General features: G+C 61.3%; 20 protein-coding genes and 1 pseudogene. 9 read left to right on the top strand and 12 right to left on the bottom strand.

The window, feature by feature from the left end:
- Positions 1 to 265 precede the first annotated feature (265 nt).
- Positions 266 to 1711, bottom strand: a complete 1446-nt coding sequence (gene sufB / locus ABZN20_RS06915; protein WP_218807203.1) for a Fe-S cluster assembly protein SufB — start codon at positions 1709 to 1711, stop codon at positions 266 to 268.
- 17 nt (positions 1712 to 1728) lie between these two features.
- On the bottom strand, positions 1729 to 2190 hold the full coding sequence (locus ABZN20_RS06910) for an SUF system Fe-S cluster assembly regulator (protein ID WP_218807202.1): 462 nt from the start codon (positions 2188 to 2190) through the stop codon (positions 1729 to 1731).
- 198 nt (positions 2191 to 2388) lie between these two features.
- Here ABZN20_RS06910 and ABZN20_RS06905 point away from each other — a divergent pair, with 198 nt between their 5' ends.
- Together ABZN20_RS06905 and ABZN20_RS06900 are read left to right on the top strand one after the other, a co-directional pair.
- On the top strand, positions 2389 to 3492 hold the full coding sequence (locus ABZN20_RS06905; protein ID WP_367027190.1) for a hypothetical protein: 1104 nt from the start codon (positions 2389 to 2391) through the stop codon (positions 3490 to 3492).
- A gap of 175 nt (positions 3493 to 3667) precedes the next feature.
- Entirely contained in the window at positions 3668 to 5317 is a 1650-nt protein-coding gene (locus tag ABZN20_RS06900; protein ID WP_218807201.1) for an alpha-keto acid decarboxylase family protein, read from the top strand.
- A 49-nt stretch (positions 5318 to 5366) separates the two neighbouring features.
- Here ABZN20_RS06900 and ABZN20_RS06895 read toward each other — a convergent pair whose 3' ends face one another.
- From ABZN20_RS06895 to ABZN20_RS06885, 3 genes are all read right to left on the bottom strand, one after another.
- Entirely contained in the window at positions 5367 to 7301 is a 1935-nt protein-coding gene (locus ABZN20_RS06895; RefSeq protein WP_367027188.1) for a hypothetical protein, read from the bottom strand.
- A gap of 206 nt (positions 7302 to 7507) precedes the next feature.
- On the bottom strand, positions 7508 to 8284 hold the full coding sequence (locus ABZN20_RS06890) for a class I SAM-dependent methyltransferase (protein ID WP_367027187.1): 777 nt from the start codon (positions 8282 to 8284) through the stop codon (positions 7508 to 7510).
- A gap of 102 nt (positions 8285 to 8386) precedes the next feature.
- The gene (locus tag ABZN20_RS06885) at positions 8387 to 9277 is read right to left on the bottom strand and encodes a LysR family transcriptional regulator (protein ID WP_218807198.1); all 891 of its coding nucleotides are present in this window, start codon (positions 9275 to 9277) and stop codon (positions 8387 to 8389) included.
- A 91-nt stretch (positions 9278 to 9368) separates the two neighbouring features.
- On the opposite strand from ABZN20_RS06885, the gene ABZN20_RS06880 reads away from it, so the two are divergent.
- Together ABZN20_RS06880 and ABZN20_RS06875 are read left to right on the top strand one after the other, a co-directional pair.
- Complete coding sequence (locus ABZN20_RS06880) at positions 9369 to 10157, top strand: ceramidase domain-containing protein (RefSeq protein WP_367027186.1); 789 nt, start codon at positions 9369 to 9371, stop codon at positions 10155 to 10157.
- Positions 10154 to 10804 (top strand): glutathione S-transferase family protein, encoded by a 651-nt coding sequence (locus ABZN20_RS06875; RefSeq protein WP_367027185.1) that lies wholly within the window; start codon positions 10154 to 10156, stop codon positions 10802 to 10804. The genes ABZN20_RS06880 and ABZN20_RS06875 overlap by 4 nt, the downstream gene beginning before the upstream one ends.
- Positions 10805 to 10848: 44 nt before the next feature.
- On the opposite strand, the pseudogene ABZN20_RS06870 reads toward ABZN20_RS06875, so the two are convergent.
- A pseudogene (locus tag ABZN20_RS06870) lies at positions 10849 to 11592 on the bottom strand (alpha/beta fold hydrolase); the annotation flags it as partial.
- 2 nt (positions 11593 to 11594) lie between these two features.
- Positions 11595 to 11957 carry a hypothetical protein gene (locus tag ABZN20_RS06865; RefSeq protein WP_367027184.1) on the bottom strand — a complete coding sequence of 121 codons (363 nt, stop codon included), beginning with the start codon at positions 11955 to 11957 and terminating at the stop codon, positions 11595 to 11597.
- Positions 11958 to 12227: 270 nt separating this feature from the next.
- Here ABZN20_RS06865 and ABZN20_RS06860 point away from each other — a divergent pair, with 270 nt between their 5' ends.
- Complete coding sequence (locus ABZN20_RS06860) at positions 12228 to 13319, top strand: sensor histidine kinase (protein ID WP_367027183.1); 1092 nt, start codon at positions 12228 to 12230, stop codon at positions 13317 to 13319.
- Entirely contained in the window at positions 13316 to 14092 is a 777-nt protein-coding gene (locus ABZN20_RS06855; RefSeq protein ID WP_367027182.1) for a LytR/AlgR family response regulator transcription factor, read from the top strand. The genes ABZN20_RS06860 and ABZN20_RS06855 overlap by 4 nt, the downstream gene beginning before the upstream one ends.
- Before the next feature lie 118 nt (positions 14093 to 14210).
- On the opposite strand, the gene ABZN20_RS06850 is transcribed toward ABZN20_RS06855, so the two are convergent.
- The 4 genes from ABZN20_RS06850 to ABZN20_RS06835 all read right to left on the bottom strand — a co-directional run bounded on the left by ABZN20_RS06850 (position 14211) and on the right by ABZN20_RS06835 (position 16623).
- Positions 14211 to 14648, bottom strand: coding sequence for a hypothetical protein (locus ABZN20_RS06850; protein ID WP_255556514.1), 438 nt, complete (start codon positions 14646 to 14648; stop codon positions 14211 to 14213).
- 203 nt (positions 14649 to 14851) lie between these two features.
- The gene (locus tag ABZN20_RS06845) at positions 14852 to 15427 is read right to left on the bottom strand and encodes a serine O-acetyltransferase (protein ID WP_218807191.1); all 576 of its coding nucleotides are present in this window, start codon (positions 15425 to 15427) and stop codon (positions 14852 to 14854) included.
- Positions 15428 to 16054, bottom strand: coding sequence for an acyltransferase (locus tag ABZN20_RS06840; RefSeq protein ID WP_218807190.1), 627 nt, complete (start codon positions 16052 to 16054; stop codon positions 15428 to 15430).
- Between the two features lie 68 nt (positions 16055 to 16122).
- Positions 16123 to 16623 carry a hypothetical protein gene (locus ABZN20_RS06835; protein WP_367027181.1) on the bottom strand — a complete coding sequence of 167 codons (501 nt, stop codon included), beginning with the start codon at positions 16621 to 16623 and terminating at the stop codon, positions 16123 to 16125.
- On the opposite strand from ABZN20_RS06835, the gene ABZN20_RS06830 reads away from it, so the two are divergent.
- Genes ABZN20_RS06830 through ABZN20_RS06820 form a run of 3 tightly spaced genes read left to right on the top strand, consistent with a single transcriptional unit; the run spans position 16623 to position 18567 of the window.
- Positions 16623 to 17138, top strand: a complete 516-nt coding sequence (locus ABZN20_RS06830; RefSeq protein WP_367025613.1) for a helix-turn-helix domain-containing protein — start codon at positions 16623 to 16625, stop codon at positions 17136 to 17138. The genes ABZN20_RS06835 and ABZN20_RS06830 overlap by 1 nt on opposite strands.
- Positions 17139 to 17164: 26 nt before the next feature.
- Positions 17165 to 17557 (top strand): transposase family protein, encoded by a 393-nt coding sequence (locus tag ABZN20_RS06825; protein WP_367025614.1) that lies wholly within the window; start codon positions 17165 to 17167, stop codon positions 17555 to 17557.
- Entirely contained in the window at positions 17533 to 18567 is a 1035-nt protein-coding gene (locus tag ABZN20_RS06820; protein WP_367027180.1) for a helix-turn-helix domain-containing protein, read from the top strand. Before ABZN20_RS06825 ends, ABZN20_RS06820 begins: the two co-directional genes overlap by 25 nt.
- An 89-nt stretch (positions 18568 to 18656) precedes the next feature.
- Here ABZN20_RS06820 and ABZN20_RS06815 read toward each other — a convergent pair whose 3' ends face one another.
- Entirely contained in the window at positions 18657 to 19766 is a 1110-nt protein-coding gene (locus ABZN20_RS06815) for a DUF3047 domain-containing protein (protein WP_367027179.1), read from the bottom strand.
- Between the last annotated feature and the right edge of the window lie 9 nt (positions 19767 to 19775).

Here is a 19775-nt window from a genome sequence, read left to right as displayed (position 1 = left end):
AAAATGGAGGATCGTAGGGCGGATAAGCGGCAGCGCATCCGCCAAATTCGGCTCCGCCGCTCTTCGAGTCAGCTTCGCTGCTCTCCGAGTCAGCTTCGCTGCTCTTCGAGTCGGCTCCGCCGCTCTTCGAGTCGGCGCGGAGGTGGATGCGCTACGCTTATCCACCCTACCTGAGCAGAGAATTTTCCTGATTTCAACTGATTGACTTCGCTTGAATAGATTTTTCAAGACAGGTTCTAAAGGCTTGTCTAGAGTTCGTTCTGTATCAACCGACGCTGCCTTCCAGGCTGATGCCCAGCAGCGCCTGGGCTTCCACCGCGAATTCCATGGGCAGTTCCTTGAAGACCTGCTTGCAGAAGCCGTTCACGATCATGGAGACCGCATCCTCCGCCGACAAGCCGCGCTGCTGGCAGAAGAACAGCTGGTCTTCGCTGATCTTGGAGGTCGTCGCCTCGTGCTCGACCTGGGCGGAGGGCTGCTTCACCTCGATGTAGGGGAAGGTGTGCGCCCCGCAGCGTTCGCCGATCAAGAGCGAATCGCACTGGGTGTAGTTGCGGGCGTTCTCGGCGCTCTTGAGTATCTTCACCAGGCCCCGGTAGCTGTTCTGGGCACGGCCGGCGGAAACGCCCTTGGAGATGATGGTGCTCTTGGTGTTCTTGCCGATGTGGATCATCTTGGTGCCGGTATCGGCCTGCTGGCGGTGGTTGGTGACCGCCACCGAGTAGAACTCGCCGACCGAATCGTCGCCGCGCAGGAGGCAGCTGGGGTATTTCCAGGTGATGGCCGATCCGGTTTCCACCTGGGTCCAGGAAATCTTCGAGCGCGCGCCACGGCAGTCCCCGCGCTTGGTGACGAAGTTGTAGATGCCGCCGCGGCCTTCCTCGTCGCCGGGATACCAGTTCTGCACGGTCGAGTACTTGATCTGGGCGCCTTCCAGCGCGACGAGTTCGACCACCGCCGCGTGCAACTGGTTCTCGTCGCGCATCGGTGCGGTGCAGCCTTCCAGGTAGCTGACGTAGCTGCCCTCGTCGGCGATGATCAGGGTGCGCTCGAACTGGCCGGTCTTGGCCGCATTGATGCGGAAATAGGTCGACAGCTCCATCGGGCAGCGCACGTCCTTGGGGATGTAGACGAAGGAGCCGTCCGAGAACACCGCCGAGTTGAGCGCCGCGAAGAAATTGTCCCCCGCCGGTACCACGCTGCCCAGATATTGCCGAACCAGTTCGGGATGCTTCTCGATTGCCTCCGACATGGAACAGAAGATCACGCCGGCCTCGGCCAGTTTGTCCTTGAAGGTGGTCGCCACCGATACGGAATCGAACACCGCGTCCACCGCGACGCCCGCCAGCTTTTCCTGCTCGTACAGCGGGATGCCCAGCTTGTTGTAGGTCTCCAGCAGTTTGGGGTCGACCTCGTCCAGGGATTTCGGGTGGTCCGTGGTTTTCGGCGCCGAGTAGTAGCTGATGGACTGGTAGTCCACCGGCTCGTATTCGACGAAGGCCCAGCGCGGTTCCCGCATCGTCAGCCAGTGGCGGTAGGCGCTCAAGCGCCATTCCAGCATGAATTCCGGCTCGTTTTTCTTCTGCGAAATGGCCCGGATGACGTCCTCGTTCAGGCCGGGCGGAAGCGTGTCGGTTTCCAACTCGGTGACGAAGCCGGGCTTGTATTCCTGTTTGATCAGGCGGTCCAGGGTTTCTGCCGTGGCGGACATGGCGGTGCTCGAGAGGTTTATCGGGGTTGGGGCTGCAGCCGGGCCAGCGAAATCGGCACTTCGGCCGTCGAGGCGGACACCGGGCGGATCATGTCCGCCAGGCTGACCGATTCCAGCGCGGTCTGCACCGCCCGGTTGATCACGTTCCAGTGGCTGCGGACATCGCAGGACGAGGACTGCTGGCAAAGCGCCTGCTCGGCGCTGCATTCGGTGAGGGCGATCGGCCCTTCGAGGGCGCCGATGATGCGGGCGACGCTGGTGTGTTCCGGCTTCTGTGCCAGGGCATAACCGCCGCGGGAGCCGCGGGTCGAGGTCACGATTCCGGCACGGGCCAGCGCCTTGAGGATCTTGCTCGCGGTCGGCATGGCGATCGAGGTCTGATCCGCCAGTTCGGCCGCCGCGAAGGTCTGCTCGTCCGAGCGGGCCATCTGGCCCAGGATGATGATCGCGTAGTCGGTCAGTTTGCTTATTCGCAGCATCGCGGCACCTGCTCAAATTCCGGACCATTTTAGTCCTGATTAATTTCCAAGTAAACAACTCGGGTTAACCGGCACAAAATCCTGAATTGCTCCGATTTCCCGCCCCATTTTTCAGAGCGCCGCTCCCGTCACCGTCCTGCAAACAAATCCCTCTAGCATCCCCGGCTCGGCAAATTTTTCGACAAACCGGAGGGCATCATGAAACACCTGCAGGATTTTCAATCGGCTCACCCGACAACGCGCAGACTGGGTGCGGGGGCATTGTCCCTGCCGCTGCTGGCGGCCGCCGCCATGGCTTCGCCGAACGTTTCCGCCGACGGTCTGGGCCGTGGCTATCCCTATGCCATCGGGCTCTGGGGCGATCTGCCGTATTCCACGGCTCAGGCGGCCGGTGTAAACAATCTGATCGAGGACATGAACGCTCAGTTCCTGGCCTTCACCGTCCACGACGGCGATCTGAAATCGGGCGGCAGCGAGTGCACCGACGCGGTTTACACCGCGGCGCTCGGCTATTTCAATGCGCTGAAGGCGCCCGCCATGTTCACGCCCGGCGACAACGACTGGACCGATTGCGACCGCAACCCCAATTACAACTCCCTGGTTCAGCTCGACAAGGAACGGAAGCTGTTCTTCTCTACGCCGTTCTCCCTGGGGCAGCGCCGCATGCGCCAGGAAGTCCAGACCAGTCCGCTTTGCCTCGGCGCGGACGGTTCCTACGTCGCTTGCGTCGAGAACCGCCGTTGGAGCGTCGGCCGGGTGATCTACGCCACCATGAACGTCCAGGGCTCCTGCAACAACCTCTGCGACGTCAAGCCCGATCCGGTGGAATATGCCGCGCGCAACGCGGCCAACATCGCCTGGATGAAGGAAACCTTCGAGCTGGCCAAGACCCGCAAGGCCGCAGCCGTCATGTTCATCTCGCAGGCCAATCCCGGCTGGGACCTCAACGATCCGGAGCGGGCGCCGCTGCGCGATCCGAAGACGCTCGCGGAAACCGATGGCTACCCCGATGGATTCCAGGAGTTCCTCAGCGCGTTGCGTGATGAGGTCATCGCATTCCGCCGGCCGGTCGCCTACGTGCACGGCGATTCCCATTATTTCCGCGTCGACAGGCCGTTCCTGGACGCCCGGGGACGCCGGCTCGAAAACTTCACCCGCGTCGAAACCTTCGGCGACAATCAAGGCAACGGCACCAACGACGTGCAATGGCTGAAGGTGCTGGTCGATCCGGGCAGCCGCGAAGTGTTTTCCTACCAGCCGCAGATCGTGCCGGTCAACCGCGTGGCGGTCCCCGCACCGTAAGCGGGATGAAACCTGTGGGACCGGACTGCACTCGGGCGTGGTCCGCGTCCCACTCTAGCCGTCTTCGCGGGTCAATGGCGTCATCCGCACGGGTGCCACGATCCCACGGTATTCCTATTTTTCATCGGCCTTGATACTGTGCCTCAGGCCGACAAGCTGCCTGTGGGAGGAGGGGATGAGTACGGCTGATCCTGTCACTATCGGACGATATCTGCTCGCCTGCCTTTACCAGGCGGGTGTCGAGCACATCTTCGGCGTTCCCGGCGATTATGTGCTTGGCTTCTACGGCTTGATGGCCAAAGGTCCCGTCCGGCATATCGGCACCACGCGGGAGGACACCGCCGCCTTCGCCGCCGACGGCTATGCCCGCTGCCGGGGCATGGGCGCGCTGGCGGTGACTTACGGGGTTGGCGCCTTGAACACCGTCAACGCCGTCGCCGGCGCCTATGCGGAATCCTCGCCGGTGGTGGTCATCAGCGGTGCGCCGGGCGTGCGCGAGCAAAGGGAAGACCCGTTGATCCACCACCGCTTCGGGCCGTTCCGGTTTCAGCGCGAGATATTCGAACGGATCACCTGCGCCGCCGTGGTGCTGGACGATCCGGTGATCGCCTTCCGGCAGGTGGAGCGTGCGCTCGCGGCCGCCCGCCAGCATTGCAAGCCGGTGTACATCGAGATTCCCGCCGACCAAGTGATGGCGCCGGGATATCCGATTCCGCAGGAAACCCCGGAAGCGCCTTCCAGCGACGATTCGGCCTTGGCTGAGGCGGTCGCGGAGGCCGCGGAGCTTCTGGGACATGCGGCGTCGCCGGTGGTCCTTGCGGGCGTCGAGCTGCACCGGCGAGGGCTCCAGGACGCCCTCGTCGGGCTCGTCGAGCAGGCGCACCTGCCGGTGGCGGCGACCTTGACCGGCAAGTCGGTGTTCGCCGAGCGCCATCCCGCCTATCTGGGGGTTTACGAGGGCGCGATGAGCACGGAAAACGCACGCTACATGGTCGAGCAGTCCGACCTCCTGCTGATGCTCGGGGTCACGCTGAACGACGTGGACACGGGCATCTACACGGCGCGCCTCGATCCGCAGCGCATCGTCCGCGCCGCCCAGAACGAGGTCGTGATTCGCCATCACCGCTATCCCCGCGTCCTGCTCGCGGACTTCGTCACGGCCCTGGCGCGGTCCGCCGGGGCCCGGGGCGAGGCGTTTCCGGCGCCGGCGGGTCCGGAGCCGTGGGACTTTCCCGCGCCGGACCGGCCGATGACGATCGCCCGGCTGGTGGAGCGGCTCGACCGCGCGCTGACCCCCGACATGATCGTGGTGTGCGACGTCGGCGACTGCCTGTTCGCCGCCGCCGACCTGCATGTGCACGAGCGCAGCGAATTCCTGGCGTCCGCTTTCTATACCTCGATGGGTTTTGCGGTGCCCGCCGCGCTCGGGGCCCAGGTCGCCCGTCCCGATCACCGGGCGCTGATCCTGGTCGGCGACGGTGCCTTCCAGATGACCGGAACGGAGCTGTCGACCCATGCCCGTCTCGGCCTGGCACCGATCGTCGTGGTGCTCAACAATCGCGGCTATAGCACCGAACGCTTCATCCTCGACGGGGCCTTCAACGACATCGCCGATTGGCGCTTCCACCGGCTGGGCGAGGTGTTCGGCCCCCTACAGGGCTACGACGCGCCCGACGAAGCGGCGTTTGAAAGTGCGCTCTGCGAAGCGCTGGCCAACCGAAGCATGCCGAGCCTCATCAACGTCCGTCTTCCCCCCGGCGATGCTTCGATAGCCATGAAGCGTCTCGCCGTGCATCTGCAGTCCAGGGTCAAGGGCGAGGGCTGAATGGGCTGTCCGTCCGCCGGGTCGCCCAGGCCTCGCGGCTCAGCCGGCGTCACCGCTGGCTCGAGGAAAGCCGCGACGGTTCCGCCTGGGCGGCGATGGCCCGTGGGGATACGGCATAGATGCCGATGTCTCCGGAGGCGAAAACCCGCGGATAGCGCTGCTCGAAAACACCTCCGTCGAGCTTGAACTTGTCCCGCTCGTAGCTGCTGAAATAGACGTAGTCGACCTGGTATTTGGCGCGCAGTTCCGGAAAGGCTCCGGGATCGGTGTACATCCTTTCCAGCTCGGACCAGCGCGCGTCATAGCCGATGCCGTGGAAGAACAGGTAGATGGGGGTGCCGACCAGGATGTTCCGTCCGGCCAGGGCGGCCACGGGGTTGTTGTGGTTGTCCGAGGTGATGAACAGCGCGTCCTTCGGCGTATGGGCCCGGATGAATTCGGCGGCCAAGACCTGGTGGCGGTCGAAGAGCTGGTAGTCGGATACGACCTCCCTGCCGATCGAGAGGATCGCGGAGAAGCTCGCGACGAACAGGATCAGGGCCGAAGCGATCCAGCGGCCGCGCAGTCCTTCGAGGCGCCCGTGCAGATCGCGCAGGAAGCCGCCGACCAGGATACAGCTCAGGAGGTACCAGACGTAGAACAGCTTGTTGTTGTCGTATTCGTTGGGCTGGAACAGCACCAAGTCGGCCAGTAGGAAGATGCCGACGGCGCCGGAATACATGGCCAGCATGCGCCGGTTCGCCGCCCAAAGCGCCGCGGGCAGCAGCACGAACACCAGCCCTACGTTCTTCACCCAGAACCAGGGCCAGATGTCGCCGTGGTTGGCCCAGTCGAGATGGAATTTCAGGAAACCGCCTTCGTCGGCCTGCTGGAAGGTCCAGGCGAAAAGCTGCGGCGTCGCCAGGCCGACCGCGATCGCCCCGTAGAGTATCCAATTCCGCAGATGAGGCTTGATCGTCCTCCGGTTCTGCCGCGCCATGAACACCCACAACCAGATGGCGGAGACGATGCCCAGCCCGAGGAAGGAATGGGTATGGATCATCGGCAACAGGCCCGCGCCGATTCCCGCGGCGATGAAATACTTGCGCCGATGGCGGGTGAGGCCGACATACAGCAGCCAGAGGTAAAGCATGAGGAAGCACCAGCCGGCCAGGGTGGTGCGCTGGGGCACGAGCATGTCGCAAATGACGTTCGACCAGCGGATGTTTTCTTCCACCAGGTTGGTGGGCGTCTGGTAGAAGCCGGTGAAGATGCGGAAGAAGTTTTCCGGATTCTTGGTGGCGCCTTCCAGGAAATAGGCAAAGCCGAAACCGCCGTTGAGAAAGAACAGGGCCTGCGCCCACAGCACGGCCGATCGGTTTTGCAGGATTTCCCTTGCCAGGCTGGTGAAGCCGGCGACCACGCAGAAGGCCATGACGAAGCTGGGCAGGAGAACGGCCCAGCGCAGCGGCGTGCCGAGCAGGTAGAGGCTGGCGGAGAGCGAATTCACCAGGAACGGATAGTTCAGCCGGTGGCCGGGAAAGATCGAATAGTCGGGCGGGAATTCGCCCTGTTCCGCGATGCTGGTGACGATCCCCAGGTGCAGGGCCAGGTCGCCGTAGGTCGACTGGCCCACGCTGAGCCCGCCGTCCGCATCGGGGTAGATCACGTGGGTGTAGAGCAGCAGACAGATCAGCAGGGTGAACAGCGCCACCATGCCGATCTCCGCCCGGCTCGGCCTGTCCGCGGGGGTGGGCATTTGAACCGGCGCGGCGGCGAAGCGCAGCGTCAGCAGGGTGATGACACCCATCATGCCGGCCGCGATCCACTGGCAGCGCGGCGTGAAGCCGGTCAGCAGGGCGGTGGCGGCCGGCAGCCAGATGAGCCCCAACAGCCCGCCGGCCAGCCCCGCCCAGGCACGCACCCAGGGGCTGTGTTCGGCGAACAGCCGGCGGGACATCGCCAGTCCGCAGCCCAGAAAGAAGACGAATAGAGCGATGCCCATGGGCGAATAACGTGGCCGGTGAATAGTCAGGAAGACGGTTTGTCCCAAATTCCTCAACCCGCAAAAATTCCGTTCACCCTGAGCTTGTCGAAGGGTGAACGGAATTTTTTTCCTTCGCCCATCGGGTGAGTTCCTGGAAACCGTTCATGGTTCGACAAGCTCACCACGAACGGTTTCCAGGGAGAGCTCAACAAAGGAATATAGGTTTATCGGTACGCCTCCACCTGCAGCCGAACCATGGCGACGTGCACCCGTCCCGAAGCATCCGGCGGGTACGCCGCCAGATAGCGTTCGGCCGCGGCGTCGATGAAGCGGTCCCGGCGATCCGACGGAACCCGCGAAGTATACGGATGCCAGGCGGTCCGCAGCCAGCCGGCGAAGGCCTCGCGGCCGGTGTGGACCATGTCCCTGGGGATCGATTCCACCCTGACCGGATGCAGGCCCGCTTCGCCGAGCCAGCGGCGATAGCTCTCCGCATCATGGAAACCGTAGCTGGATTCGAAGTCCGTGAAATGCCCGCGCCATTCGTCCTCTTCCGCAAGGGTCTCGAAAGCGGCGATCACCCCGGCCCCGCTGCCGTGGCCGCCCATCTCCATCAGGCAGCGTCCGCCCGGCTTCAGGGCGCGGGCGGTGCCGGCCAATACCGGCCGGTGGTCCTTGATCCAGTGCAGGGCGGCATTGGAGAAGACGACCGTGAATCCGGCATCGAACGGCAGGGTCTGGGCGTCAATCCGCCTGAATGAAAGATTGGGGCGGTGATGGTGCGCCCGGGCATGGCCGATCATGTCGGGCGACAAATCCACGCCGACGACCCAGCCTTTCGGCACCTGGTCGGCGATGGCGGCGGTGATGCGCCCGTCGCCGCAGCCGATGTCGAGCACCGCGTCGTCCGGACGCAGCTTCAATCCGGCCAACAGGTCACGTGCCCAGGCTTCCTGGCCGGCGGAGTTTCGGGCGTAGTCTTCGGGGTTCCAGCGGTACATGGCTTGCTCCTGAGGTTGAACATTCGGAGGCAGGATGCCGCAGGCGGGAGGGCGGGAAAATTGATCGCTGGCGAAGCCGCCATCGCCGTTGGCGATGGCCGGTCAGGACGGCAGGCCGGCGAGATGGTCCAGCAGCAGCCGGGAGGCGGCGGACAGGCTTTCCGGGGAGCGCAGGCAGATGTGCAGGCGGCGCTTGCTCCAGGCGTCTTCCAGCGCGACCGGCACCAGCCCAAGCGATGCCATGTAGGCCGCGGCGGCGGCCCGCGGCACCACGCCGAGCCCCAAGCCCGCCGCCACCATGGCGCAGACGGCATCGAAGCTGGTGACCTGGATCTTGAGCTTGAGCGGCCGTCCGGCCTCGGCGGCGGCGCGGAGCATCAGGTAGTGCAGGGCGCCGTCCGTGTGCAGTCCGACGAAGTCCGAATCCAACGCATCGCCGAAGGAAACGCTGCCCCGTGCCGCCAGCGGATGGTCCGGCCGGACCAGCAGCACCAGTTCGTCCTCGCGAAAGGGTATTGCCGCAAGCGTGCTGCCGGCGGGCAGCTCGCTCAGTATTCCCAAATCGGCGCGGTTTTCGGCGACGGCCTCCGCGATCTCGGTGCTCACCCGTTCTTCCAGCTCCACCTCGATTTCGGGATGGACGGCGAGAAACGACGCGAGCGCCGAGGGCAGGAATTCCACGATGGCCGAGATGTTGGCGAACACCCGCACCCGTCCGCGCAGCCCTTTCGAATAGCCGCGCAGCTCGTGCTCCAGCTGGCCGGCCTGGTGCAGCACGGCGCGGGCGCGACCGAGCAGGGCGAGACCGGCGGCCGTCGGCGCGATGCCCTTGCTGCTGCGTAGCAGGAGCGCCGTGCCGTAGGCGGCTTCCAGGTCGGACAGCCGTTTGCTGACGGCGGAGGCCACGGTATGGCAGCGCTCGGCCGCCTTGGCGATGCTGCCGGCTTCGGTCGCGGCGACGAACAGTTCCAGGTCTTTCAGATCGAAACGCACGGCGGGATGATGTCGGGTACGAAGGGCAGGGCTTTGAAGGATTCGAGCATACCGGTTCTGTTGCCGGGAGCGAAGACGAGGGGAGGGTACCTTGCGACAAAAAGAGAGGCTGCTGCTGGTCCTGGCGGCTTTGGCCGTGACCGGTGCCTTGTTCGTACCCGCCATTCCGCAGGACCCCGCCTATCACCGGTTCGCGGACGGGATCGCCCGCTTCGGCATTCCCAATTTCTGGAACGTCGTCAGCAATCTGCCGTTCCTCGCGATCGGCCTGGCCGGGGTGCTGGAAGTGTACCGGGGAAGGCCGGCCATCCTGGCGGAGTTCCGCATCGCCTATTTGATCTTCTTCGCCGCCGTCGCCCTCGTGGGAGTGGGGTCGGCGTACTACCACCTGAATCCGAACAACGCTACCCTGGTCTGGGACCGGCTGCCCATGACCGCCGCCTTCATGGCCTTGTTTTCCATCGTCCTCGCCGAGTACGTGTCGGTTGCACTGGGGCGGCGCCTGTTGTGGCCGCTGCTCGCGATCGGCGTCGTCTCGGTGTTCTACTGGGATTTCAGTGAAGCGCAGGGCCACGGCGACCTCCGCCTCTACGGCCTGGTCCAGTTTCTGCCGATGCTGCTGATTCCGCTGATCCTCCTCCTGTTCCGGTCGAGGTTCGGCGGCACGGCCTATCTGTGGGCGGTGCTCGGCGCCTATGCCGCCGCCAAGGCCGCGGAACTCCTGGACGAGCCCGTCTTCCGGATGCTCCCTCCCTTGAGTGGACATGCCCTCAAGCATCTGCTGGCAGCCTTGGGGGTGTATATTTTCCTGGCCGCCATCCGGCGGCGAAGCACGGTTCCACCGTCCCCCGTCTGCCGTCACGAAAAGGAAACCCCATGAGCCTGACTCTGGTCATCGGCAACAAGAACTATTCGTCCTGGTCCCTGCGTCCCTGGCTGTATCTGAAGCACCACGGCCTGGCCTTCGAGGAGATCCGGATTCCGCTGTACCGGGAAGACTCGAAGCCGAAGATTCTGGCGCACTCCCCGGCGGGGAAGGTGCCGGTGCTGATCGACGGCGATCTCGCGGTGTGGGATTCCCTGGCGATCCTGGAATACCTGGCGGAGCGTTTTCCCGAAACCGCCGGTTGGCCGCGGCTGCCTTCGGACAGGGCACGTGCCCGTTCGCTCGCGGCGGAAATGCACTCCGGCTTTCTGGCGCTGCGGACGCACTGCGGCATGAATTGCCGCCGGCCTCCCGCCGTCAAGGCGGTGCCGGAGGCCGTGTACCAGGATGTTGCCCGCATCGGCCAGATCTGGCGGGACTGCCGGGAGCGGTTTGCCGGCGAGGGCCCCTGGCTGTTCGGCCGCTTCACCATCGCCGACGCGATGTACGCGCCCGTCGCGCTGCGGTTTGCGACCTACCGGCTCGAGGCCGGTCCGGTAGCGGCCGAGTACGTGAGCACAGTGCTCGGCCATCCGGCGATGTGGGAATGGATGGAAGCCGGTCGGGCCGAGATTGAGGTGATCCCGGCGTTCGAGGACTGACGGGACGCCCGCATCGCCTCGCGTATGGCTGAGATTACCGCCTCGGGCTTTTCCAAGGGAATGACATGCCCGCTATCGACCCATATTTGCTTGGAGCCGGGATAAAGCCGGGCGATGTCTTTGCGTTTTGCGTTGGCATCGTCCGCCAACGGCGATTTTTCTTTCATCGGCTCGGATGCGCTTAGAACGAACACCGGTTTATTCGACAAGGGCGGGAAGCCAAGCACTTGCCCGCCGGTTTGAGGCAGCAGGTCGAGTTCCTCCCTGGCCGTACCCGTCACCAAAATGCCGAGTAAACCCCGAATCAAGAATGGCAGCTTATCCAGAGAGCCTTCGCCCTCGAACTGTTTTGGATGAGTGGAGTCGACGAGAATAAGCGCGCTCACCTCGTCCGGGTAGCGTCGGGCAAAAAGCTGCATATACAAACCGCCGAGCGAGTGGCCCACCAGAACGTAGGGCGGGTTCATACCTTTGCTTCGGAGCAGCACGCGCAGCTCATCCACGATGTGCAACCCGTCTCGGGGTGTCGATACGGGATCGCTATCCCCGTAACCAGGACGGTTGTATGCGAATGTTGTGGTATCTGTTGAGATATCGGCAATTACCTTTTCCCACAACTCCATTCTTCCGCCCAGTCCGTTTTCGAAAACAACGGGGACGGTATCGCGCCGAGTCAATGCGAACTCGGTGCGGCGATCATCGATTTTCTCTGTAGTCGAATGGGGCAGCGATGCGCAACCGGTCAGCAAGGCTGCCAGCAGGACGGTAACGCCTTTTGATGGCGGCATCTTCAACACTGGCCGGCAGCTCTTAATAGGTCGTTGCAAGCGGGAGCGGGCTTGCTTTTCGACGCATTTCCTTCCATTTGCGCGCAAACCGCATCGGAAGTGCCTGACATTCCAAAAGTCACGACCTTGGTAAGGCAACCCGAATCCACGATGTAACACTTGTAAAATGCGCCATCCTTGGTGCGGGCATCGTAGGTCGTTTTCGATGTGGCTGCCCCGCCTTCATTGACCACATTCGATACGCTGAATTGTCCGATTTCCCGGCCAATAGAGAACGAAGTTTTTTTGTCGATATCTTCTGGCTTGAGTTTGACGCCGGTGCAGCCACAAGCCAGTACCATGGGTATCAATAATAGTTTTTTCATGAGTATCCTTGAACGAATGACGAAAACAAAAACTAAAATCCATCGGTAAGATCAAGTTGACCCAGTCTTGGGTCAGTCTGTGCACTACATGCCGCCTATACCCTCAGCAAAGCCGGGGCCATGAATTGTAATGGCAAGTGATGGAGTCGCTTTGTCCGTTTCTGCCAACCGGCCGACGGCGGCTGCGGACGGCAAAAAATTCTGCGAATGGCGATTTTTTCCGGACGAACGGCACTTTGCCAGCGCCTCCGGCGGGGAGATAATGTTCCGATGGACAAGACCGCCGACATTGCCACCACCACCGCCGACGAATCCTGCAGCGTCATGCAGGCTACGCTTCGCCTCAATCTGCTGTATTGGCTCTGCATGTTCGCGGCCGACAGCCTGTTGGGTTATTTCATCAATATCGATCCGATTGAATCCGCCTCGCTGAAAGTCGTGTTATTCGGGTTCAGTGCGCTGATGACCTATGCGATGGCGAGATTATTGTTTCGCCTGCGTCACAGGCTGTCGTTTTTGCAAAAAGCCTTCCTCTGTTTCCTGATGGCGGCAGTCGCCGCGCCGGTCTACACCGCGATAGATTTTGTCAACTACACCCTCTGTCAATATCCAAAACCCGTCACACTTGATCCGGTGTATTCCGGTTATACCCTGATTGAAGGTGCCTCCATGCTGTTCGGATGGAGTTGTCTATTCGTCGCGGTGCTGGATAACTTTGAAGTGCTGGAGCGTGAACGACTGCTGGCCGTCGCGCGCAAAGAAGCGCTGGCCGCTCAAATGCAGGCGCTCCGCTACCAGATCAATCCGCATTTTCTGTTCAACACACTCAACTCCATCGCCGGACTGATTGAAGAGGGCGCCACCACGCGCGCCGAACGCATGGTGCTGTCGCTTTCCACATTCATGCGCACCACGCTATCGCTCGACCCCATGCACGATGTGCCGCTCGCCGACGAAATCGCCTTACAGGAAGAATATCTGGAGATCGAGCGCGAGCGATTTTCCGACCGCATGAGCTTCAAAATCGACATGCCGGACGAAGTATGCAACGCACGGGTGCCCAGCCTCATCCTGCAGCCATTGATCGAAAACGCAATCAAGCACGGCGTCGGCGCCGCCGCCGGGCCCGTTGAAATCGCGCTCAGCGCTCGCCGCGCGGCCGACCGGTTGCACATCGCCGTGGAAAACGACATGCCGCGCGACGATGCGGCGGAATACCGCCCTCCGGGCATGGGCGTCGGGCTGCGTAACGTCGAGGAGCGTTTACGCGCCAGTTTTCAAGGCGATGCGCACTTTTCATCCGGCCGCGCTTCTTCCGGCCGCTACCGCGTCGCCTTGGATCTGCCCTGGAGGCAGGCATGACGGGGTTCACCGTTCTCATAGCGGATGACGAACCGCTCGCCCGCCGCAGGCTGGCTCGCCTGCTGGGCAAACTGGACTGGGTTGGCCGTATCGAACAAGCCGCGGATGTGGCGGAAGCCTGCCGTAAGACATCGGAATTGCGGCCGGACATCCTGCTCCTGGACATCCAGATGCCCGGTGGCAGCGGTTTCGACGTGTTGGAACAAGCCGGCCCGGAGCCGCCCGTTGTCGTATTCGTCACCGCGTTCGACCACCACGCGCTGCGCGCATTCGAAGCCAATGCCGTCGACTACCTCACCAAACCCATCGAACCCGGACGCTTCGGCCTGGCGATGGAGCGGGCAAAATCCGCTGTGGCGGGACGCCACCAGACCGACCATATCGCCGAATTGCAGGAAACCGTCGCCGCCCTCAAACGCGCCCTGCGCGAGCGACCCAGGTACAAACACGAATTCTGGGTCAAGGTTCGGGGAGAACACATTCGCATCGCGCAAGACAGCATCATCCGGTTCCAGGCTGAACGCGACTATGTGCGCATCCATGTCGCGGGGGCGGAATACCTCTACCACGAAACGCTGACAGCCCTCGAACAACGCCTGGACCCCGAAGAGTTCATCCGTATCCATCGCAGCGCCATCGTGCGCTGCAGCGCCATTGCCCGCCTCAAATCCGCTCCCTTCTCCGCATTGATTGCGGTGCTTGAAGATGGCTCGGAAATTCGTGTTGGCAGAACCTATGCCCCTGGCGTTCGCGGCAGGCTTATTCAAAGTTAAGCGCCTAGTTCCGACCTTAAGAAGCGGCGCGATGCTGCCCGGCGGCGGCAGAATGAATCAAGCCGCCAATGCCGGAATCGAGGTGATCCCGCATTGGAGAGGATTGACGGACTGGACGTCAGCCGGCCTTGATGGTGGACCGGAGGACGATCACGGCGGCTCGGCCGAAGCCGTAGCTCGTGAGGGTCACGCTGGCGATGGCGTACAGTCCGAAAGCCGCCTGCGCCAAGTTGCCCGGGGCGGGTGGCGCATCCAGCGCGGGAAAGATCGCCTGCAGCAGGAATAAGCTGGAATTGGTGAAGGCGCCGATCACCATGGCCCAGCAGACCGGGCGGGGCAGGGATATCTTCGCGGCATGGAAGCCGAACAGCAGGGCGCTCATCAGCAGCAGATCCAGATGCGCCTGCACCAGACGGGTGAATTTGCCCGCGAAAACCGCAGGCAGCACGGGCAGGCCGAAGTTCAGCCCGACCAGGCACCAGGCCAAACCGAGAGCTACGAGCAGCCACAGGGCGGCGCCTTTGAGCAACAGGGGGTTTTCTGGAGAGCGGGACATCGTCATCCTCTGGTTTTCGTAAAAATATGCCCGTCGAGTATGGATGGTTTCTTGCTCATCCGCTGGACTGAAACGGAACCGGCGCTTGGCTGAAACGGAGGCGCGGTGATTTTTTTCGGTAACGCCCGAATCTACGATCCGCCTTCAATCAAATTACCGGAGCGGGAGCCATGGCCCACCCCATCCCCATCCTTCTATTCGAGCTAATTTGTAATGATCGAATCGTAATTGCTCTGAACGATGCGGGCCGGATCACCCAACACCAAACAACGCGCAGGAATATCCTGCGTCACCACCGCGCCAGCGCCGATAGTTGCCTCGTCACCAATCGTCACCGCCGCACAAATCTTGGCATGTGCACCAATATAAACGCTATTACCAATCACAAGTTGCTGCTCACCGGCATTTTCAGTTCCCAGCTTAACCTGTTGCTGAATGTTGCAGCGCTGGCCAATTCGGCAATGCCTGACTACCACACCGCCAAAATGATTGATGTAAAAACCGGGAGCAATGTCGGCAGTTTGTGCCAAATCAATGCCATAGGCTTTACGCACCAACAGCGCGGACAACCAGAACAGCGGATAGCCCAGACCTGCCGCTATCCAGCCCCAAGGCTGTTGAGATAAGTTGTGCAGCCAACGCCCAAAGCGATAAATGACCAGAGCCTGCAAACCGTAATTCATCCACAGCGCGTAGAGAAAATCCCCCAACCCCAAGCAGTCAGTGTTTCGATGCGCCCGATGTACCCGCATCGCATCGGCACAAATATTGTCGAACACTCAACTGCTCCGCTGTTGGTTGACCAAGCTAACCGCATCAATATCGGCTTGCAACCTAAGTTCAGTGTTATCAAAATTCCGCACCAGCAAACGCGCCGGATTGCCCTGCATGACAACACCGGGCGGAATCGTCTTGGTCAGCACGGTACCCGGCAGCAAGGTGGCACCGTCGCCGATACTGACAGTGCCGTACACCACGCAATCAGAGCCGATCCAGACATTACGGCCAATTTCCGGCCGGCCCTTGTCAGCATGACTCATACCTACCGTCACTCGCGTACCGATCACTGAGCCAGAGCCGACTTTTCTCGCCCCAAAAATGATATTGCCCTGATCGGAAAAAATAACGCCCCCTTCGATTTCGCAGTCGTTGCCAATCTCGCTTTTGCTGTATAGCTTGATCACCAGTTTGATCAAGCCGGAAACAATCACCAGCGGCAGCCAGAGCCACTTGACTCCGTCAGGCGCTTGGCGTTTACCCAGCAACCAATGATCAAGACGATGGCTGCACAATAACTTCAAACCGGAGGAACCGGCAATTGACCATAACCGCAATGGCAAATTGAGCGGTCGCCCAGCACCATGCTGTTGATAGAAAAACTCGATATCTCTGGTCAACAAACTCATAGGATTATTCGACGGCCACTCTCCCTGAAACCAACTCGTAGCCTTGAATAATGGTCTCACTTCCAGTCCTATTTAGCCGAAAACGAGCTGACAAAATTTAGAAACGCACTGGCCATCATGGCTTGGCCCCGCTCATTTAGATGGCCGCCATCATCCGTGAATTCAGGACACAAGGCTTCAACCACCTGCCCATCTACCGACACCGTGCATGAGCTGGCGGATGCCTGGCTTTCCAGGCGAGCCAAGTCAAATAAACGCCCGCTGCTCTGATATTTGTCGCGCAGCATGGCATTGAATTCTGCGCGGCGAACATTATCCAGATAGCCGCTAGGTTGCCGACCAAGGAAACGTTTAATCCAGGCTTTTGGCCCAGTTTGCGCTGCCATCAACGGCGCAGTGACCGCGACAAAGGCGGTTTGCGGATGACGTTTGGCAAGCGCTTCAAGGCTATCAATATAATTTGTCGCCAGTTGACGGCCATCGCTAGTGGCATTAGAGTTGCTTCCGTTGAAATAAATGGATTTGTTGTGGTATAAAACAATTAACAACAATCGAATGATGTCAGCCAATGATTTTTGAAAAGTTCATGGAAGAAACCAGTGAGCGTACCGTCAGAGCCCTGATCGGAATGAGTAAGGCGCAATTCGCCAAGCTTTGCCCTATCTTTGAGGAGGCTCATGCGGAGATTCAGCAAGAACGCGTTCAGCAAGGCGAAATAAAACGGGTACCCAAAGGTGGCCATGTGGGCTATCTCGATCGGATAGATAAGAAGCTGTTCTTCATTTTGCATTACCTCAAGACCTACTGTACCTTCGATGTCCTGGGCTTTCATTTTGGCTTCAGCTCGGGACACGCGCATCGCCATGTGGCGCAACTTCTGCCCGTGTTACGGCGCAGCCTGGCGAAACTTGATCTGCTGCCCGAGCGGGAGCTGACGACCCCGGGAGAGATGATGAAGCTGATTGAAAAACATGGAGATATCATCATTGACGGGGTGGAATGCAGTTGCGTCAGGCCGCAGGATGACGATCAGCAGAAAGCCCACTATAGCGGTAAAAAAAACGCCATACGGTTAAAACCCTAGTCATTTCGACCCTGGCACGGCAAATTTTGTTCGTTGGAAGTATCGTGGCCGGCAGTGTTCATGATTATGCGCTGATGAAGCGATGGTTCGATCCTGCCTTATCATGGTTTGACGGTGCCGATGTCTGGTTGGATTTGGGGTTCTTGGGGGCCGCTTCCGATTATGGGAATAAAGCCAGAATTCACCTGCCTCATAAGAAACCCAGAGCCTCCAAGAACAATCCTCATCCCGCGTTGGCAGATCAACAAAGGCGCGAGAACAAAAAGCAAGCGCGAACTCGCATCTCCGTCGAACACTCCATTGGAGGAATGAAGACCTTTCATTGCTTGATGCATCGCATTAGAAACCGACTCAGTCTATTCATAGATAGCTTTTTCGGGCTTGGCGCTGGCCTTTGGAATCTAAAAATTTCTTTGTAATCATGCGGTTATCATCGGAAACAACTCTATTACCTTTTGTCCATATGATCGTCCGGGATTCGACACTTAACGGCTTCAAGCTGTCGACCGCGGACGTGGCGCCCGGCGAGAGATATGGCTGGCTCATGGAAGTGATCAGGCGCGAGTACGTCAAGGTGGAAGTCCGGCCCCCTGGAGACGGGGAGCTGTACAACGAGATGACGATTTATCCGTGGAAGGATAGTCGCCTGTCCGTGATCCGCTCCCGCCCGATAGGCATCGAACGGCTCCCCGGTGAACCGCATCGGGCGGATCAGGACGCCTACTTTGCCGTAGTGTTGCTTGCCGGCCGCTATTCACTGGAACAGCAGGGGAAAAGCGTAATCCTCCGGCCGGGCGACCTGACGCTCTACGATGCCACGCGGCCGCACCGCATCGAATGTCCGGCGAATTTCGCAAAGCTCATCGTTTCCATCCCACGGACCATCCTCGGACGACGGGTTCCTGGGATCGAGCGTTGCACCGCCTTACGCGTCCCGGGTGATCGAGGATTGGGTGCGGTGGCGTCGAGTTTCATCCGCGCGGCAGCGTCTCAGGCCGGGCAGTTGAAGCCTGATGAATTCCAACAACTTTCGGGACATACGCTCGATCTGCTGGCGGCGGCATTCGCGTCGTTACTTTCCGGAACACCCGGCGTCGCGCGGGAGCGGTCCGTTTCGCTTGCCCTCGCGAAGGATTTCATCGAGCGGCATCTGGCCGATCCGGATCTGAATGCCGCCGGCATAGCCTGCGGTGTGGGTTTGTCAGCCCGTTACATCCGCGAGCTTTTTCTGGAGGAAGGTACCTCTCCCATGCGCCATGTGTGGCGCCGCCGGTTGGAGAATTGCCGTAGAGACTTGCTCGATGCGAGACATGCCGGGCGCCATGTGTCAGAAATTGCGTTTCGTTGGGGATTCAACGACGCCTCGCATTTCAGCCGTACATTCAAGAGGCACTTTGGCTGTTCGCCTCGTGAATACCGGGGGTATTAAGCATCCGGGGCGCGAATCCTGCGGAGGGAGCCGCGGTGTCCTGTGGCGGCTCTTCCGGCGCCCTGAAAGTTGGCGGCACCGCCTATTTCTCAGCCATTGGCGGTAACGGGAACGCGCCGCTCCCCTGTGACGAAGGCGATGTTCGCGTAGCGCCCGTCGCCTTCGCGGCCCTGGAACAGACTCACGGCGATCAGCCATACGCGTACGATGTTGCCCGGCAGCGGGCCGCCGATGTAGTCCTGATAGTCCTGGTAGACATTCCGCTCCTCGTCGAGCCACTGGCCCAGGCCTTCGCTGCCGGAGCGGATCACCACATGGGTTTCGCGCGCAGTCCAGGTGGGGATCGGGCAGCGGTAGCCGGTGCCGACCGGGAGCTCTGCACTCCAGTAATAGGTGATGTCCTGGCCGTTGTCGAATTCCACGGCGATGCTGAGATAGTCGTGGGTCGGCAGGGTGTCTTCGCGGACCGCCGAAGGCAGGCGGTCCATCCGCCAAGCCCAGTGCAGGCGGGTGTCCGGCGAAAGGGGGAGCGCGATGTCCTTTTGCAGCAATCCCACGTCGCGGTGGGTATGGCAGCAAATGGCGGGCTTTTCCTCCGGCGTCCGGCAGGGCCGGTAGATTTCGGCCGGTCCCACGAACCACAGGTAGTTCCAGCCCGGCGGCGTCTCCGCCGGATGGGTCAGGCGGTCGATTTCGGAGGCGACCAGTCCTTCCACGTCGCCGATTTCCGCCAGTTTGTTCAGCCCTCCGAGCGGCGCCTTTCGCCAGCGCAGGATCAGCACGGCCAGGGTTCCCGAGGCTTGCAGATAAGCTTCGTCCGGGGTGGCCAGCCCGCCGGTCCGGGTCGACCATTCGCCGGGGAAGTAGCTGGCCAGATAAAGCCGGCCGGCCTGCTCGGCCGTGAAGGTGTGGCTCGATCGGGTGCCGCGGAAGACTTCGCCGTCCGCGCCGATGCGGAACCACAACTGGAAGTCCGCGCCGAACCAGAAATCCGCGCCCTGCAGCTGCGTCTTGCCCACGGCGAAACTGGTGACGGATTCGCCCTCGGCCAGATCGATGCCGGTGTCCAGCCAGGGTTTGCGGTCGCACGGCACGTCGACGAAGCTGTGTTCGGCCAGTTCCTCCTTCGGCAGCCGCTCGAGCAAGGTTTCGAAGCGGCTGCGGAAGTCGGTTTGGTTCAGCGCATGGATGTCGTTCATGGAGATCCT

The organism is Methylococcus sp. ANG, from assembly GCF_040730495.1.
Classification (GTDB): domain Bacteria; phylum Pseudomonadota; class Gammaproteobacteria; order Methylococcales; family Methylococcaceae; genus Methylococcus.
This window is presented reverse-complemented; position numbering and strand designations above follow the sequence as displayed.